Below are 14456 nucleotides of genomic sequence, written 5' to 3'. Positions count from 1 at the left end.
ATCGGTTTCACACCGAAAGGTATCGTTACAGGGAACGCTTTCGACCGGCCCAAAAGCCGGTCAGGATCTCGTCAGTGCCGGTTCAACGGCAGGTCGGCCAGTTCGCGCTGGCTCATGCGCTGGATCGCCGGATGGGACAGCGGATCGGTGCGGTCGTAAGCGGATGCCGGTCTGGCGGTCAACTGGCGGCGCAAAAACAGTTTCAACATGACTTTCAGTCTCCTTATTATTGTTCTTCTCATCGCCAAATCCCTCTTGTTGAATTTAGCTATGCTTTGTATTTAGGCTACCTTTCTGGCGATATAAATCGACTTCTTCTGCAAATCGGTTTAGCTTAGCTATAATGAAAAACCTGAACCGCATTCATATGTCCGGCCTCCGGGCGGTGGAAGCCGTCGCCCGTCTCGGCTCTGTCAAGGCGGCGGCGGAAGAACTCGGCGTCACTGTCGGCGCCGTCAGCCAGCAGGTCCAGAAGACGGAAGCACAGCTCGGCGTGCAGCTTTTCGAACGGCAGAACAGGTTGCTTCTTCCGACCGCCCATATCCTTGCGATGCAGCCGCATCTGACCTCCGCCATGACGTCGCTCTCCACCGCGGTGGCCACCACGCAGCGCGGCAGGGAAGATGCGCTAACGATCTCGGTCGCCCCTGTCTTCGCGGGCAAATGGCTGGTCTGGCACATAAAGAACTTCAGCAAGGCGCATCCCGGCATCCGGGTTCGTGTGGAGGCGACGGTCGATCTGGTCGATCCGGATGCGTCGGACGTGGATCTTTGCATCCGCGTCGGACGCGGCCCCTATCCGGGCGTCAATGCGGACAAGCTGCTGAACCAGCGGGTCTTCCCGGTGTGCAGTCCGGCACTTGCCGAGAAGATCAGGGAGCCGAAGGATATCGGCAAACTGCCGATCATCCACGATCCGGGACAGATGTTTTCCTGGAAGAGCTGGCTGGATCTCTTCGGACTGGACGAGAGCATTCTGCGGTGCGGCCCGACATTCTCCGACGGGTCGCTGTGTCTCGACGCGGCCATCGCCGGCCAGGGCGTCTTTCTCGCCTGGGAGACACTCGCCGTCTACGCGGTGAATTGCGGCCAGGTGATCTCCCCTTTCCCCGAACGCCCCGCGACAGGCATGGCCTACTGGCTGATCAGCGGCCGGAACGCGCCGAAGACAAAAGCCAAGCAGGCCTTTGGCTCATGGCTGAAAAAAGAACTGCAGACCTCCATCGGACGGCCGAAGGGTGCGGACGTGGTGGTGACGTGACAGGAATGCGTCCTTCGCGCTGACAAACCTATGCTTTTCAGCAAAACATGTCGCGGCTGAAAAGGGCGGCGAATACCTTTGAAGCCCGCGTTTCATTTCCGCTTGCCTTCTCCCGGCCATACAGTAAATTGACCGCCATGACCTGCAGCACCGCACATATCCGCCATTCCGGTCTGGACCGGAGCGCAATGCGCCCGATGGACGATGGTGCGCGCCTCATGGCGTCGCAGGGTCCTGCCTGCGGACGATTTAGGCGCTGGAGCATGTTGCGTTAAATTGAATTCAGAAAATCGCCCGAACACATTTGCAAAGTAAACGCTGCCTCGGGCGTCTTCCTGAAACCATGAATCCGCTTAAACACAACACGCTCTTATGCGCTTCATTTCCAGCGCTTTTCCTCATCGTGGGGTCTCACGCAATAATGCGGCTGAGGCCGTGGCAATGTCCGCGATTATTCGCTAAAAGACCCGGACTTTCTGTTTCGACTTAATGCGCGCGCCGCGCGCGAACCATCTGAGCACGCATGTCAAATCTCGATACTCTTGAATCCGATCTTCTGGCAGCCATTGAAAATGCGGCGAGCGAAGCCGCCCTGGAAGAGCTCCGGGTCAATGCCCTCGGCAAGAAGGGGTCCATTTCCGAGCAGATGAAAACGCTCGGCAAGATGACCCCGGAAGAACGCCAGGTGATGGGCCCTGCCCTCAATGGCCTGAAAGCGAAGATCACCGAGGCCATTTCCGCCCGCAAGGATGTTCTGGCGGAAGCCGCGCTGGAAGCCCGCCTTGCCGGTGAAAAGGTCGACATCACCCTGCCGCTGCGCCCGTCGCCGGCGGAAACCGGAAGGATCCACCCGGTCAGCCAGGTGATCGACGAACTTACGGCGATCTTCGCGGATATGGGCTTTTCCATCGCGGAAGGCCCGGATATCGAAACCGATGAACTGAACTTCACCGCGCTGAACTTTCCCGAAGGCCATCCGGCGCGCGAAATGCACGACACGTTCTTCTTCAATCCGAAGGAAGACGGCGAACGCCTGCTGCTGCGCACCCATACCTCGCCGGTGCAGATCCGCACCATGCGCACACAGGAGCCGCCGATCCGCGTGATCATCCCGGGCCGCACCTATCGCTGCGACAGCGACCAGACCCACACGCCGATGTTCCATCAGGTGGAAGGGCTCGTCATCGACAAGGAGAGCCATTTCGGCCACCTGAAATGGGTGCTCAGGGAATTCTGCAAGGCCTTCTTCGAAGTCGACGACGTCAAGATGCGTTTCCGTCCGAGCTTCTTCCCGTTCACCGAGCCGTCGATGGAAGTGGACATCCAATGCGACCGCTCGGGTGGCGAAGTGAAGATCGGCCAGGGGGAAGACTGGCTGGAAATTCTCGGCTGCGGCATGGTGCACCCCAATGTCATCCGCAATTGCGGCCTCGATCCGGACGTCTATCAGGGCTTTGCCTGGGGCATGGGGATCGACCGGATCGCCATGCTGAAATACGGCATGCCGGATCTCAGGGCGTTCTTCGACGCGGATGTGCGCTGGATCCAGCATTACGGCTTCCGCCCTCTCGACCTGCCGACGCTGTTCGGCGGGTTGTCCAGTTAACCGTCCGGACCTTCAAGGGGGCGTATACCCATGTCACTGCTGACCCGCTTATTTTTTGTTGCCGCTCTGTCGCTCGCCGCCATCCTGCCGGTGGCGGCCCAGACCGCGGATCAGGAAAGCCGTGTCGCGACACCGACATCGTTTCTCGAGGCCTGCGCCGAAAAGATCGAAAGCCGGGGCCGTTTGCGGTTTTGCGACACCTATTTCCGCGACAAGCTGGGCACGGAAGCCGATGCCCTGCTTTATCTGCGCGACCGCATCACCCGGCTGCGGGCAGGACATGAGGCAAGTTCGGCGGAAAAATACCAGAGCTTTCTGCAGGCGATCTATATCGTCGCTTTCCTGACCATCGCTTCCATCGTGCTGATCGCCAGCGACCGGCGTATCGGCGGCACGGCCAAATGGGCCGGCCTCACCAGCAGCGCCGCGGTTCTGGTGATGGTGGCGATTGTCGCCATGGGCTGGCTGGGCAAATACAGGGCCGAATATTCCGCCCAGTTCGAGCTCGGCATCCTGCGGGACCGGATTGAAACGGAAGCGGCCCAGGCGATTGCCACCGGACAGCAGATCACCCCGGAAATGGTGCGTTTCTGGACGCAGGACCTCTCCGATATCGGCCGCCGGTTCGCCCAAAGCTACGGTCAGGCCACGATCATTCCCGAGCTGGACCGGTTCAGCAACTAACCTCGTTTCACCAGTTTCGCGCGCACATGCGCTGCACGACCGATAAAGAGCAACACTCATGAAATTCACCCTTTCCTGGCTCAAGGAGCACCTGGACACCGATGCCGGCCTGGAGGAGATCGTGGAACGCCTCACGATGATCGGGCTGGAAGTGGAAGAGGTCACCAACCGCGCCGACCGTCTGAAGCCCTTCCGCATCGCCAAGGTGCTGGAGGCCGAGCAGCATCCGAACGCGGACCGCCTGCGCGTCCTGAAGGTCGATACCGGCGAAGGCGACCCTGTCCAGATCGTCTGCGGCGCCCCCAATGCCCGAGCCGGCCTCGTCGGTGTGCTCGGCCAGCCGGGCGATTATGTCCCGGGCCTCGACATCACCCTGTCGGTCGGCAAGATCCGCGACGTGGAAAGCTTCGGCATGATGTGTTCGGAGCGCGAACTGGAACTCTCCGAAGAGCACGACGGCATCATCGATCTGCCCGAAGACGCGCCCGTCGGCATGAGCTACGCCGAATGGGCGGGACTGGACGAGCCTGTCATCGAAATCGGCCTGACCCCGAACCGCCCCGATTGCACGGGCGTCCACGGCATCGCGCGGGACCTCGCCGCGGCCGGGCTCGGAAAACTGAAAGAACGGTCTCGCGAGCAGATTCGCGGCAGCTATCCCTGCCCGGTCGACGTGAAGCTCGACTTCGCCGGCACCAAGGCGATGTGCAAGGCGTTCGGCCTGCGCATGGTCAGGAACGTGAAGAACGGCCCGTCGCCGCAATGGCTGCAGGACCGGCTGACGGCCATCGGCCTCAGACCGATCAACATCCTCGTGGACATCACCAACTACATCACCTTCGACCAGGGAAGGCCGCTGCACGTCTTCGACGCCGACAAGGTCAGCGGCGATCTCGTGGTCCGGCGCGGCCAAAGGGGCGAGACCCTCGAAGGCCTCAACGGCAAGACCTACGAAGTCGACGAGACGATCTGCGTGATTTCCGACGACAACGGTATCGAGAGCCTCGGCGGCATACTCGGCGGCGTGCCGTCCGGCTGCACCGGAGAGACCGTCAACGTGCTGATCGAATCGGCCCTGTGGGACGAGGACGACATCGCATCAACCGGACGCAAACTCGGCATCAACACGGACGCCCGATACCGCTTCGAGCGCGGTGTCGATCCGGACTACATGATGCCGGGACTGGAATACGCCACGCGCATGGTGCTGGACCTGTGCGGGGGCGAGGCCTCCGAGGCGATCCAGGCCGGTTCGGTTCCCGAGAGCAGCAACATCATCGATTTCCCCTATTCGGAAATCCGGCGGCTGTCGGGCGTAGAACTCTCGCACGCGGAAGCCAATGTCGTCCTGAAATCCCTCGGGTTCTGGATTTCGGGGGCCGGTGACACGGTCAGGGTCGCCGCGCCGAGCTGGCGGCCCGACATCGAAGGCAAGGCCGATCTCGTGGAGGAGGTCGTGCGCATCATCGGGCTCGACCGGGTTCCGCTCACGCCGTTGCCGCGACAGGGCACCGTGGGACAGAAGGTGCTGACCACCAGCCAGATCCGCCGTGGTAAATCCCGGCGCGCGCTTGCCGCCCGGGGCTTCAACGAGGCGGTCACCTGGTCGTTCATCGCCAGGGACCAGGCGGAGCTTTTCGGCGGCGGCAACGCCGCGCTGGCTCTGGCCAATCCTATCTCCCACGAAATGTCGGACATGCGTCCGAGCCTGCTGCCGGGCCTTCTGGCGGCTGCGCAGCGCAACGCCGACCGCGGCTTCGGGGATGTCGCCCTTTTCGAAATCGGTCAGGTGTTCGAGGACGACACGCCGGACGGCCAGAAGATGGTCGCCGCGGGCGTGCGCCGCGGCACGGCGAAGCTGCAGGGCGCCGGACGTCACTGGTCGGGCGCCTCCGGCGATGTGGATGTTTTCGACGTCAGGGCCGACGCTGAAGCCGCACTTGCGGCAATCGGCGCACCGGTCGACAAGCTCCAGGTCGTCGCGGATGCCCCGGCAACCTTCCATCCGGGCCGGTCCGGCTGCCTGAAGCTCGGTCCGAAAAACACGCTCGCCGTGTTTGGGGAAATTCACCCGCGCACGCTCGCCATGCTGGATATCGAAGGCCCGCTGGCCGCATTCGAGATTTATCTCGATGCCCTGCCGCAGCCCAAGGGCAAGGGCAACCGGTCCAGGGGCGCGCTGAACGCAAGCGGCCTCATGCCGGTGCGGCGCGACTTTGCCTTCCTCGTTGCCAGGGACATATCTGCGGAAACGCTCCTCAAAGCGGCGCGCGGAGCGGAGAAGACCCTGATTTCCGAAGTCACGCTGTTCGACATCTACGAAGGCAAGGGCGTTCCGGAAGACCGGAAATCCGTCGCCATCGACGTCATCCTGCAGCCGCGTCAGAAGACCCTGACGGACGAGGAGATCGATGCCGTTTCAGCCCGGATCATCGCCAATGTCGAAAAAGCGACCGGCGGCACCCTGCGGGGCTGATTGCCGGACTATCGAGTGATCAGACGCCGCGCGGACAAATCCGTGCGGTGGATGCTTGACGCGGGCAGTTGAATTTTCGTCAGGTACTGCTCGCAATCGCCCGAATGTGGCCCCGTAATATCACCTTCAATAAACAAGCCATCGAATGGGTTCTTATTTATTGAAGGTGGTGTGGCCCTGGCTATTGTTGCTGTCCCTGTTCCGCGCAGATCTTAACCGGGCAGCTGGAATCGTCCTGGGTCGGCACGTATGTGGTCCTGACCACTCTGCCGGCCGAAACGCACTGGTTCCTGCCCGACACGTAGCGGTCGAACTTGTACGGACCCGATTTCAGATTGATCGCGCCGAACTTGTCGATCAGCGCCTGCGTTTGCGCGCAGGTCAGCTCTGTGGTGTCGGGTTGCCGCCGGGTCTGCGCTTCGGCGGACAGAAAAGTCAAGAACAACGCAGCGCAAAACAGTCCGGAACTGACTGCAAGACCTGCAATTGACAGTTGTTTCTTGCTATTATTCGCGTTCATCGCAAGGCCTTTCCTGAGATTTCAGGCAAATTTATTTAACAAAAGTGCTCTAGGCACTTCTTGTTTCATATTTGTGAAACGGGGTCCATTTGCAATAGCCTGTGCGGCAAACCATTAGAACCTTTGCAGGAAAACTTTCTGACACCGGCAAGACGGCCCGCCAACTTGAACCCCCGCCGTTCTGGCATTTCGAGATCGATCAGCGATTGTTCCGGTTCTGGTAGCATCTGTTGCCGACCGGACATTTTGCATTGTCTTTCGTCGGTGCAAATCGTGCCCGGACCGAACTTGCGCGCGGAACGCAATAGCGGGCGTCGGCGACAAAGGTTTCATATGTCGTCGGCCCAGTAGACATGACAATCGTACCCCGCTGCTTGACCATGGCCTGCGCCTGCGCGCAGGTCATGGAGCGGGTATCGGGCCGTGCGGACTGTGCCTGCACCTGCAGGAGGCCGGGCTGAAGGAAAAAGACTCCCGCAGCCGCCAGCACCGGCAGCTTCCGGAAAACCGTCCTGACCATTGCGTTCATCTGCAAGTCCCTCCCGATCTCAGGTGGCCCCGGGGTCCGCGGGCAATCAGCTCATTCAGTCGAAATAAAACGGCTGATTGTTGGCACATCTTTGGACATAGCACCTGTTGTTGTCTCTGGTCGGCACGTAATCGCGTTTGAGAATTTCTCCGTGCTGGCAGAAATTGCGGTTCGCCACGTAGCGGTCGAACGTATGCTGGCCGGTGCTCAACACCACGCCGCCGCGCTGGCTGATGAGAGCCTGAACCTGTGCGCAGGTCATCGACCGTGTGTCCGGCCGTCCCGACTGCGCCATGGCGGGCTGCACGGCCGACAAGGCAAGCGCCGCACCTGCGACGGCCATCAATCCCAGTCTGCCTGTTCTGGTTCTGCCTTTTCCGGCAAGCGGTCTTTTGTGCTGCTGGCTCATATGCATTTCCCGGTTCATTGGTCCTGACAGCGAGATGGCGTCTATCGGCGCATAGTCAAGCCGCTCCGGCGAAGTTTCAGGTGTTCGGGTTTTCCCACGCGCAGAATCGCGTAGGCTTGCGACCCGACGATGCTGACGACAAGGCCCGTAGCATGACAGCAGCTGCCAAAGCCCGGTCCGGCCCCGATACCCGGCTGGGGGATCCATATGCCACCCGCGAAGACGAGCGTATCACGCGGCTCGAACAGATCCTTCTGACGCTCCCGCATGTGATGGAAATTCTCACCTCCATACGCGATCTCGCGCTGCCCGACGGGTGGCTGGTTTCGGGTGGAATTTACCAGAGTGTCTGGAATGTCCTGACCGGCCGGCCGCATCTTCACGGCATCAAGGATTTCGACGTGATCTATTTCGACGGATCGGATGTCTCCTGGGAGGCGGAAGATGTCGTCATCCGGAAGGTGAACGCGGCACTGCCGGACCTTGCGCCCTTGCTGGAGGTGCGCAATCAGGCGCGGGTGCACCTTTGGTACGAACAGCGTTTCGGGCGCCCCTACCGGCCGCTGGACTGCTCGATGGACGCGCTGACGACCTATGCGGCCCGCACGCACGCGGTCGCGGCCCGGCTGGACCGGGGCAGGATTGTGCTCCATGCGCCCTTCGGCCTTGCCAATCTCTTCGCCATGCGTCTCGTGCCGAACTACGGTTGGAAAAACAGGGAAACCTATGCCGCGAAAGCCGATCGGATGAAGGCGCTCTGGCCGGAACTGGACGTCGTTTCCTGGTCGTGAACGCGGGGATACCCGTCCTCCGGCGGCGTGCCGCCCGGGGCAGCGACAGGGCGGGCGGCAAGGCAACCGCGGTTAACGGGGATCCGCCTGACTGAGATTGGCATCGTGCATCCGGCCTTCGGCTTCCAGGAGGCGCGCCCGGAACAGCCCGCGCACCGAGTTTCCGACGAAAATCTCCTCCGCGGTAAACAGGTCCTCCGGCGTCAAATCCGCCTCGACGGCCAGCCCGCGTTCCAGGAGGCCCGCCCGCAGGGTCCCCGGCAGAAGGCCGTGCCCGAGGGCCGGGGTCATCAGGCGGCCGTTGCGTTTCACGAACAGCGTCGTGTAGCTGCCTTCGGTGAGAAAGCCGTTTTCGTTGCAGAAAAGCACTTCCTGGCAGCCGGTCCGCGCCTGGAGGCTTTTGCGGGTGTCGTCCAGAAAGGCGCGGTTGGTCGTCTTGTGGAAAAGAAAGCGGTCGGTGGACGACACCGGGTCGCCGGCGAGAGCCAGCGTGACGACCGCTGCCCCGTCCGACGGCGCCAGAGCGGTGGCGGTCACGGAAATTCCGCCGTCAGCCCCGAGCAGCAGCCGCACGCGCTGCGCGCCGCGAAACAGCCGGGCGCGGTCCGAAAGTGTGGCCTCAACGGCCTGCCGGTCGAAATGAAAGTCGAAATAGGCCGCCGACGCCTGGAGCCGGAGCAGGTGCCGCTCAAGCAGCAGATAACCGTCCGCCGGATCGAAGGCCATCGTCTCGATCAGCTCGAATCGCGGCGTTGCCTGCGTCATGAATTTCAGTTTCAGCAGACATTCGTCATATTCCGGCGCCGCGCCGGAATCGAAAACCACCCCGGATCCGGTCCCCGCCTCCCCGCTGCCGTCATCGCGTAGCACCAGCGTGCGGATGGCGACGTTGAGACGGAAATCGCCGCCCGGCTCCAGATGCCCGATGGCGCCGGTGTAGACGCCGCGCGGAGCGCTTTCCAGATCGCGGGCAATCCGCATGGCGCTGAGTTTCGGCGCGCCGGTGATCGAGCCGCAAGGAAAGAGCCGTTCGATCATAGCGGCAAATCCGGTGTCCTGCGACGCGCGTGCCTCCACCGTGGAGGTCATCTGGTGCACGCTCCGATAGCGCTCCACCTCGCACAGCTTCGTCACGGTGACGGTCCCCGCCCCCGCGACGCGCGACAGGTCGTTGCGCATCAGGTCGACGATCATGGTGTTTTCGGCACGTTGCTTGGGGTCTTTCGCCAGCCCGATGGCGATTGCGGCGTCTTCGGACGGATAGCGGCCGCGCGGCGCGGTTCCCTTCATCGGCCGCGCGCGCAGCAGGCTGCCTTGCCGTTCGAGAAACAGTTCCGGCGAAAGGGACAGGACTGTCCGGTCCGTCGTCCGTACAAAGGCGGCGAATTCGACAGGCTGCCGGCGCATCAACTCCTCGAACAGCCGCTCCGGCGCGCCCAGATACCGGAAGGCGGCGCGCAGGGTCAGGTTGACCTGGTAGATATCGCCCTTGGCCAGATGCCCACGGACCCGCTCGAAAGCCGCGCCATAGGTGGCCCTGTCCATGTCGAAAACGGCGTCGCAGATGCGGGGCGCTTCTCCGCCCGCAGCCGTCAGCATGGCCCGCGCCGCATCGAGCGTGAGCGGTTCGGCCCTGTCGTAAAGACCGAACCAGAGCAGCGGCTCGCCGGTTGCCTTGAAGTTGCGGACGAGCGTCTCCTCGAACGCGTAGCCCAGTTCATAGGCGAGGTAACCGGCCGCGTATGCGCCGTCCCTCTGCGCCGCCTCGAGCTTTGCCAGGCAGGCGCGCACATCCTCGAGGCGATGGCAGATGACGATTTCGAATGGTGCGGCGAAAAACAGGGCCGAGCGCTTTCGCAGAAGATCCAGGAGCAACACCGAACCGGGCGGGAATGCGCTGTCAGACATGCGGGAAAGACCAAGCTGAAGAAGGCGGGGCTGAAGAAGGCGGGGCCACACACCGCACGGCGCAGCTGTCGGCGACAGGCGGCTCATGACATCCGGGCGGCGATCCGTCAAGAGCCGCGGCGGCCGACCATGAAAAAGGACCGGCTGAGATCAGCCGGTCCCTGTACGTGTCCTTAGATGGCGGCGAGGGTCAGGCGGCCGCGACGTCCTTCAGGAAGGCGTCGATCGAACGGCGCATTTCGGATGTGTCCCCGTCCAGGGTCTCCGTGGCTTCCACCATCGACGCGACGGACTTGCCGGTTCGCTCGACCGCTTCGCGCACACCGCCGATATTTTCGGCAACCCGGCCCGTGCCGTCCGCCGCTTCGGCCACATTGCGGGAAATTTCGGCTGTTGCCGCGCCCTGTTCTCCGACAGCGGCGGCGATGGCCGCGGTATAGCTGTTGACCTCGTCCATCGTGGTGGCGATGAGGCCGATGGAAGCAACGGCATCCTTGGTTTCGGACTGAATGGCGGATATCTGCGCACCGATTTCCTCGGTCGCCTTGGATGTCTGCGTCGCCAGCTCCTTCACTTCGGCCGCGACCACCGCGAAGCCCCTTCCGGCCTCCCCTGCGCGCGCGGCCTCTATGGTGGCGTTGAGCGCGAGAAGATTGGTCTGTTCGGCAATCGCCTGGATCAGCGTGACGACTTCACCGATCCGGTTCGCCGCCTCGGCAAGTCCGGCAACCTTGGTGTTGCTCGTCTGGGCATTTTCAGTCGCCTGGACCACGATGCCGGTGGTCTGCTCGACCTGGCGGGAAATTTCGGCGATGGATGAGGACAGTTCCTCGGCGGCCGATGCGACCATCTGCACGTTGGACGAGGCCGTTTCGGAGGCGTCCGAAACCGACGCCGCACGCCCGGTGGTGTCCTCGGCGACGGACCCAAGCTCCTCGGCCGAACCGCGCATTTCATGCACCTTGCGGCTGACTTCGTCCAGCTTGGCGGAGATGTCGTTCTGGAATGCCGCGATCCGTTCGTTGACAAGCACTTCCTTTGTCCGTTGCGCTTCGTCATGATCCGCGCTCTGGCGCTGCAGGGTTACCGCCTCGGCACGGGCTTCCTCAGCCTCCTGACGCGCCTTGTCGGATATTTCGAAGGCCTTGCCCAGATTGCTGGTCATCCACCACAGGATGCCGACCTCAAGCACGACGATGGTGGCATGAAACAGCACGCGGGGGAAATCCGCGCCATTGGGGAACACCGCCCAGGGCATGGCGAAATTGAGCACAATATGGTGGACCGCGACGACGGCCGCATAGGCCACCAGCGCCCGCCAGTCGACCCAGCTTGCCAGGATCGCCAGGACGGCGAAGAAGTACATATGACCGTCGAGCTGGTAGGAGACCTGCCCGGCCGGAGCGGCAAGCGCGGCGACGAAAAGCGCCACCAGCCCCGCCAGGGACATGGCCGTCGCGAGCCGCGTTTCGACGCCGGAGCCGAACTTCAGCCAGGTGAACGTCGCCGCCGCGCCGAGGACCAGCGCGGCACCGCCGACCGCGACAAGGGAGACGTTGCCGACCAGCCAGGCGGTTGCCATGACCAGAAGCACGTTCACCCAGGTGAAATAGATGACGATCCGGGCGAAAGTGTCCCGAAAGGCGTCAAGACCAGAGGTCGTATGCGTTGTTTCACTCATATCGTATTTTCCCCCAAAACCCCATTCCAGCGCGCACATACCTGCGCAACAGCCGAGGAGGCGACAAATCCCGCCCCGGCCCGATACAGTCTGGCGATGAATTCATGGTCCTCGGACTCGGTCAGTGCGACCCAGGACCCATCGCGGACAAAGATGACCGGGCCATCCGCCCTTGCGATGACCTCGGCGGCCGTCAGACCGCCCGGCTTCGCGAACACCGCGACCAGCCCCTTGCCACCAGGCAGGAGCACACCGAGGCTCATCAGAATGCAGGCGCCGAGAAAATAGGCCGCCGCAAAAATCTTTGCGGATGACGTCATCGTATCAAACCTTACGCAGATGCACTCCAGATCAAGGTTGCATCTTCGCTTTAAGAAACTCTGAAGTTTCCGCGTGGCGCATGAAAATTCATCGGTAAATTTGCGAAGGATTTGAAGAGGACGTCCGACAAGGATCTTCGGCTCTCGAGCGGGAGCCCATGAGATCAGGTAAGTTGACCGATCCGGGGAAGGGGAATTATGCAGATGGAATGCCTCCGCCCGGACCGATCGGGGACCTCGAAGCCGATCGGTTTCGAGGTGGCCGAACCTCCTGTCCGCGTTCGGTTGGCCGCAGAATGCCTTGGCCGCGGGCACGGCAAGGGAGACGTCTCCGGAACGCAGGGAGGTATTCGCTTCCCGGCGGCGTGAGGGAACGGTAAAGCCGCCTGTCTCGGAAAGACGCTGGTCTCAGGCGGTCCGCCCGAAGCCAGTCGGGCAGGCGACACCGGTGCCGCCGATGCCGCAATAGCCGGCCGGGTTTTTGGCCAGGTACTGCTGGTGATAGTCCTCGGCGAAATAAAAGGTATCGAGCTGGCGGATCTCCGTGGTGATCGAGGCCGGGACGCCGCCCTCCTTCAAGGCCTGCTGATAGGCCTCCTTCGACTGCCCGGCCGCCTTCAGGTCTTCCTCATCGGCCATATAGATCGCCGAACGGTATTGCGTCCCGGTATCGTTGCCCTGCCGCATGCCCTGCGTCGGATCGTGACTTTCCCAGAACACCTTCAGCAGATCGGCCCGTGACACCTTGTCGGGATCGTAAACGACCAGAACCGCCTCGGTGTGGCCCGTGCGTCCGGTACAGGTCTCATTATAGGTGGGGTTGGGCGTCATGCCGCCCGCATAGCCGACGGCGGTCACATAAACGCCCGGAAGCTGCCAGAACAACCGTTCCGCGCCCCAGAAACACCCCATGCCGAAAAGGACCGTCTTCAGTCCCGCCGGATAGGGCCCGGCAAGCGCCCTGCCGTTGACGAAATGAGGTTCGGCGGGAACGATCGCATCGGCCCGCCCCGGCAAGGCTTCGTCCTTGCCCGGCAGCGAAAACTTCTTGGACAGCATGGTCATGAAGGACATGGCGGATCTCCTGCACATGCCCGCGCCGCCTTGCCTGACCGAGGCGGAAGGCTTCGGACAGGCAAGGCGGTAGCCACGGGTCAGGTGCGTTACCGGTTGATGGTCAGCCATGAATGTGGCGCAGCCGGCAGCCCATTCCAAGGGCCTGCCGGCGAATTGACGTTTATGTGAGCGATCCGAAGCCTTTCGGGCGGACCTCAGGCGAACTGGGCGAGCTGGCGCCGGCGCTTGGCGCCGAGCCACAACAGCAGCATGCCCAGCGGGGCGAGGACGGCCCAGACCGGCCAGACCAGCACGGTCCGCTGCGCGACGTCCCACAGGCCCGGGGAAGCGGAGTTTCCGACCAGCTCAAGGGTGTGCGGGGACAGGCCGGACCAGACATGTCCGAGCGGCGCCATATAAACTTGCGATTGTGCAATTGAACTACTTGCATCCGAGATGCCGGCAACAATCGCGACAGCGAGAAGGCCGTATCCCAGTAACCGGAATAAAAATTTAAAAACACTAATCATGGTATATCTTTCTACTCGTCACACTTTATATAGTTAATACTCACGGTGAGTTGCCAAAAAAGGCAGTCACGCTTCCAATTGAGCGTTTCCTCAGGGTAATATCACACAAATAATACACAAGAATTGATATGCAACACAATTCTGCAACATTTGCCCCGGGAAGCTACCGGGTGAACGCTCCCGACCGGTGTGCGGTTCCGCAATTTTCCCAGAAAAATCCAAAGCTTGAGGGCAACTTCAAAAAAACGCGGCAAGGCGCTTGCGCTCGACCGCGTCATGGGTATATTGCGCGGCACTCAAGCGGGTCGACCGCTTGAAAAGGACAGGTGGCCGAGTGGCTTAAGGCGCACGCTTGGAAAGCGTGTGAACGTGCAAGCGTTCCGAGGGTTCGAATCCCTCTCTGTCCGCCATTTTCCATAATGTCCGACCCGGAGACATAGGTACCATTTTGTACCGGAGACATGGGTTACAACCTCGTGCCGAACGGGTTGTCGATTGTCTGTAATGCTTTCTGCTCCAGATCGATATATCCCAGATCATAGCTCATGAAGCTGATCAGCCAAATTCCCTCGTCCACTTCCTTGATACCGAGCCTCTGGCCGGCGAGAACGGTGGGTAATCATCCCCAAAAACCACTGGGTTGAAAATTGGACTTCTCCGGCCTTTGATGCGCTTGGAGAACGAG

The 14456-nt window shown here is 61.8% G+C and carries 14 protein-coding genes, 1 tRNA gene and 1 pseudogene; 6 read left to right on the top strand and 10 right to left on the bottom strand.

Annotated features, from left to right (window positions below):
* Positions 1-71: 71 nt before the first annotated feature.
* The gene (locus CLV41_RS27710; protein ID WP_170107108.1) at positions 72-209 is read right to left on the bottom strand and encodes a hypothetical protein; all 138 of its coding nucleotides are present in this window, start codon (positions 207-209) and stop codon (positions 72-74) included.
* Positions 210-343: 134 nt separating this feature from the next.
* Here CLV41_RS27710 and CLV41_RS04145 point away from each other — a divergent pair, with 134 nt between their 5' ends.
* The 4 genes from CLV41_RS04145 to pheT all read left to right on the top strand — a co-directional run bounded on the left by CLV41_RS04145 (position 344) and on the right by pheT (position 6027).
* A complete protein-coding gene (locus CLV41_RS04145) occupies positions 344-1261 on the top strand; it encodes a LysR substrate-binding domain-containing protein (protein WP_103220962.1) in 918 nt (305 codons plus the stop codon).
* A gap of 523 nt (positions 1262-1784) precedes the next feature.
* On the top strand, positions 1785-2867 hold the full coding sequence (gene pheS / locus CLV41_RS04135) for a phenylalanine--tRNA ligase subunit alpha (RefSeq protein ID WP_103220960.1): 1083 nt from the start codon (positions 1785-1787) through the stop codon (positions 2865-2867).
* 30 nt (positions 2868-2897) lie between these two features.
* Positions 2898-3551: a phenylalanyl-tRNA synthetase subunit alpha gene (locus tag CLV41_RS04130; protein WP_103220959.1), complete on the top strand. Its 654-nt coding sequence runs from the start codon at positions 2898-2900 to the stop codon at positions 3549-3551.
* A 58-nt stretch (positions 3552-3609) separates the two neighbouring features.
* Positions 3610-6027, top strand: coding sequence for a phenylalanine--tRNA ligase subunit beta (pheT, locus tag CLV41_RS04125; RefSeq protein ID WP_103220958.1), 2418 nt, complete (start codon positions 3610-3612; stop codon positions 6025-6027).
* 181 nt (positions 6028-6208) lie between these two features.
* Here the strand turns inward: pheT and CLV41_RS04120 are convergent, their stop codons facing one another.
* The 3 genes from CLV41_RS04120 to CLV41_RS04110 all read right to left on the bottom strand — a co-directional run bounded on the left by CLV41_RS04120 (position 6209) and on the right by CLV41_RS04110 (position 7485).
* A complete protein-coding gene (locus tag CLV41_RS04120) occupies positions 6209-6466 on the bottom strand; it encodes a hypothetical protein (RefSeq protein WP_146048497.1) in 258 nt (85 codons plus the stop codon).
* Positions 6467-6746: 280 nt separating this feature from the next.
* Complete coding sequence (locus CLV41_RS04115; RefSeq protein WP_103220956.1) at positions 6747-7076, bottom strand: hypothetical protein; 330 nt, start codon at positions 7074-7076, stop codon at positions 6747-6749.
* Positions 7077-7131: 55 nt separating this feature from the next.
* Complete coding sequence (locus CLV41_RS04110; RefSeq protein WP_235867049.1) at positions 7132-7485, bottom strand: hypothetical protein; 354 nt, start codon at positions 7483-7485, stop codon at positions 7132-7134.
* 152 nt (positions 7486-7637) lie between these two features.
* Between CLV41_RS04110 and CLV41_RS04105 the strand changes: the two genes are divergently transcribed.
* Positions 7638-8276 (top strand): nucleotidyltransferase family protein, encoded by a 639-nt coding sequence (locus CLV41_RS04105; protein ID WP_103220955.1) that lies wholly within the window; start codon positions 7638-7640, stop codon positions 8274-8276.
* 72 nt (positions 8277-8348) lie between these two features.
* On the opposite strand, the gene pabB is transcribed toward CLV41_RS04105, so the two are convergent.
* The 5 genes from pabB to CLV41_RS27440 all read right to left on the bottom strand — a co-directional run bounded on the left by pabB (position 8349) and on the right by CLV41_RS27440 (position 13771).
* On the bottom strand, positions 8349-10184 hold the full coding sequence (gene pabB / locus CLV41_RS04100; protein WP_103221526.1) for an aminodeoxychorismate synthase component I: 1836 nt from the start codon (positions 10182-10184) through the stop codon (positions 8349-8351).
* Positions 10185-10374: 190 nt separating this feature from the next.
* Positions 10375-11865 (bottom strand): methyl-accepting chemotaxis protein, encoded by a 1491-nt coding sequence (locus CLV41_RS28330; RefSeq protein WP_103220954.1) that lies wholly within the window; start codon positions 11863-11865, stop codon positions 10375-10377.
* Positions 11862-12185 (bottom strand): hypothetical protein, encoded by a 324-nt coding sequence (locus tag CLV41_RS04090; RefSeq protein WP_208987258.1) that lies wholly within the window; start codon positions 12183-12185, stop codon positions 11862-11864. Before CLV41_RS04090 ends, CLV41_RS28330 begins: the two co-directional genes overlap by 4 nt.
* Positions 12186-12593: 408 nt before the next feature.
* The gene (msrA, locus tag CLV41_RS04085) at positions 12594-13250 is read right to left on the bottom strand and encodes a peptide-methionine (S)-S-oxide reductase MsrA (protein ID WP_170107126.1); all 657 of its coding nucleotides are present in this window, start codon (positions 13248-13250) and stop codon (positions 12594-12596) included.
* A 206-nt stretch (positions 13251-13456) separates the two neighbouring features.
* On the bottom strand, positions 13457-13771 hold the full coding sequence (locus tag CLV41_RS27440; protein WP_146048496.1) for a hypothetical protein: 315 nt from the start codon (positions 13769-13771) through the stop codon (positions 13457-13459).
* Positions 13772-14091: 320 nt separating this feature from the next.
* Between CLV41_RS27440 and CLV41_RS04075 the strand changes: the two genes are divergently transcribed.
* A tRNA-Ser gene (locus CLV41_RS04075) sits at positions 14092-14181 on the top strand.
* A 56-nt stretch (positions 14182-14237) separates the two neighbouring features.
* Here CLV41_RS04075 and CLV41_RS28375 read toward each other — a convergent pair.
* Positions 14238-14390: pseudogene (locus tag CLV41_RS28375) on the bottom strand (IS481 family transposase); the annotation flags it as partial.
* Positions 14391-14456 lie beyond the last annotated feature (66 nt).

It is taken from the genome of Roseibium marinum (genome assembly GCF_002906165.1).
GTDB classification, from domain to species: Bacteria; Pseudomonadota; Alphaproteobacteria; order Rhizobiales; family Stappiaceae; genus Roseibium; species Roseibium marinum.
Note: the sequence above shows the minus strand (reverse complement) of the source record. Positions and strands in the feature narration are given on the sequence as shown.

Bases quoted from the DNA above. Each gene is read 5' to 3' on its own strand.
- CLV41_RS27710 (WP_170107108.1), bottom strand. From the start codon at position 209: ATGTTGAAACTGTTTTTGCGCCGCCAGTTGACCGCCAGACCGGCATCC.
- CLV41_RS04145 (WP_103220962.1), top strand. From the start codon at position 344: ATGAAAAACCTGAACCGCATTCATATGTCCGGCCTCCGGGCGGTGGAA.
- pheS (WP_103220960.1), top strand. From the start codon at position 1,785: ATGTCAAATCTCGATACTCTTGAATCCGATCTTCTGGCAGCCATTGAA.
- CLV41_RS04130 (WP_103220959.1), top strand. From the start codon at position 2,898: ATGTCACTGCTGACCCGCTTATTTTTTGTTGCCGCTCTGTCGCTCGCC.
- pheT (WP_103220958.1), top strand. From the start codon at position 3,610: ATGAAATTCACCCTTTCCTGGCTCAAGGAGCACCTGGACACCGATGCC.
- CLV41_RS04115 (WP_103220956.1), bottom strand. From the start codon at position 7,076: ATGAACGCAATGGTCAGGACGGTTTTCCGGAAGCTGCCGGTGCTGGCG.
- CLV41_RS04110 (WP_235867049.1), bottom strand. From the start codon at position 7,485: ATGAGCCAGCAGCACAAAAGACCGCTTGCCGGAAAAGGCAGAACCAGA.
- CLV41_RS04105 (WP_103220955.1), top strand. From the start codon at position 7,638: ATGACAGCAGCTGCCAAAGCCCGGTCCGGCCCCGATACCCGGCTGGGG.
- pabB (WP_103221526.1), bottom strand. From the start codon at position 10,184: ATGTCTGACAGCGCATTCCCGCCCGGTTCGGTGTTGCTCCTGGATCTT.
- CLV41_RS28330 (WP_103220954.1), bottom strand. From the start codon at position 11,865: ATGAGTGAAACAACGCATACGACCTCTGGTCTTGACGCCTTTCGGGAC.
- CLV41_RS04090 (WP_208987258.1), bottom strand. From the start codon at position 12,185: ATGACGTCATCCGCAAAGATTTTTGCGGCGGCCTATTTTCTCGGCGCC.
- msrA (WP_170107126.1), bottom strand. From the start codon at position 13,250: ATGACCATGCTGTCCAAGAAGTTTTCGCTGCCGGGCAAGGACGAAGCC.
- CLV41_RS27440 (WP_146048496.1), bottom strand. From the start codon at position 13,771: ATGATTAGTGTTTTTAAATTTTTATTCCGGTTACTGGGATACGGCCTT.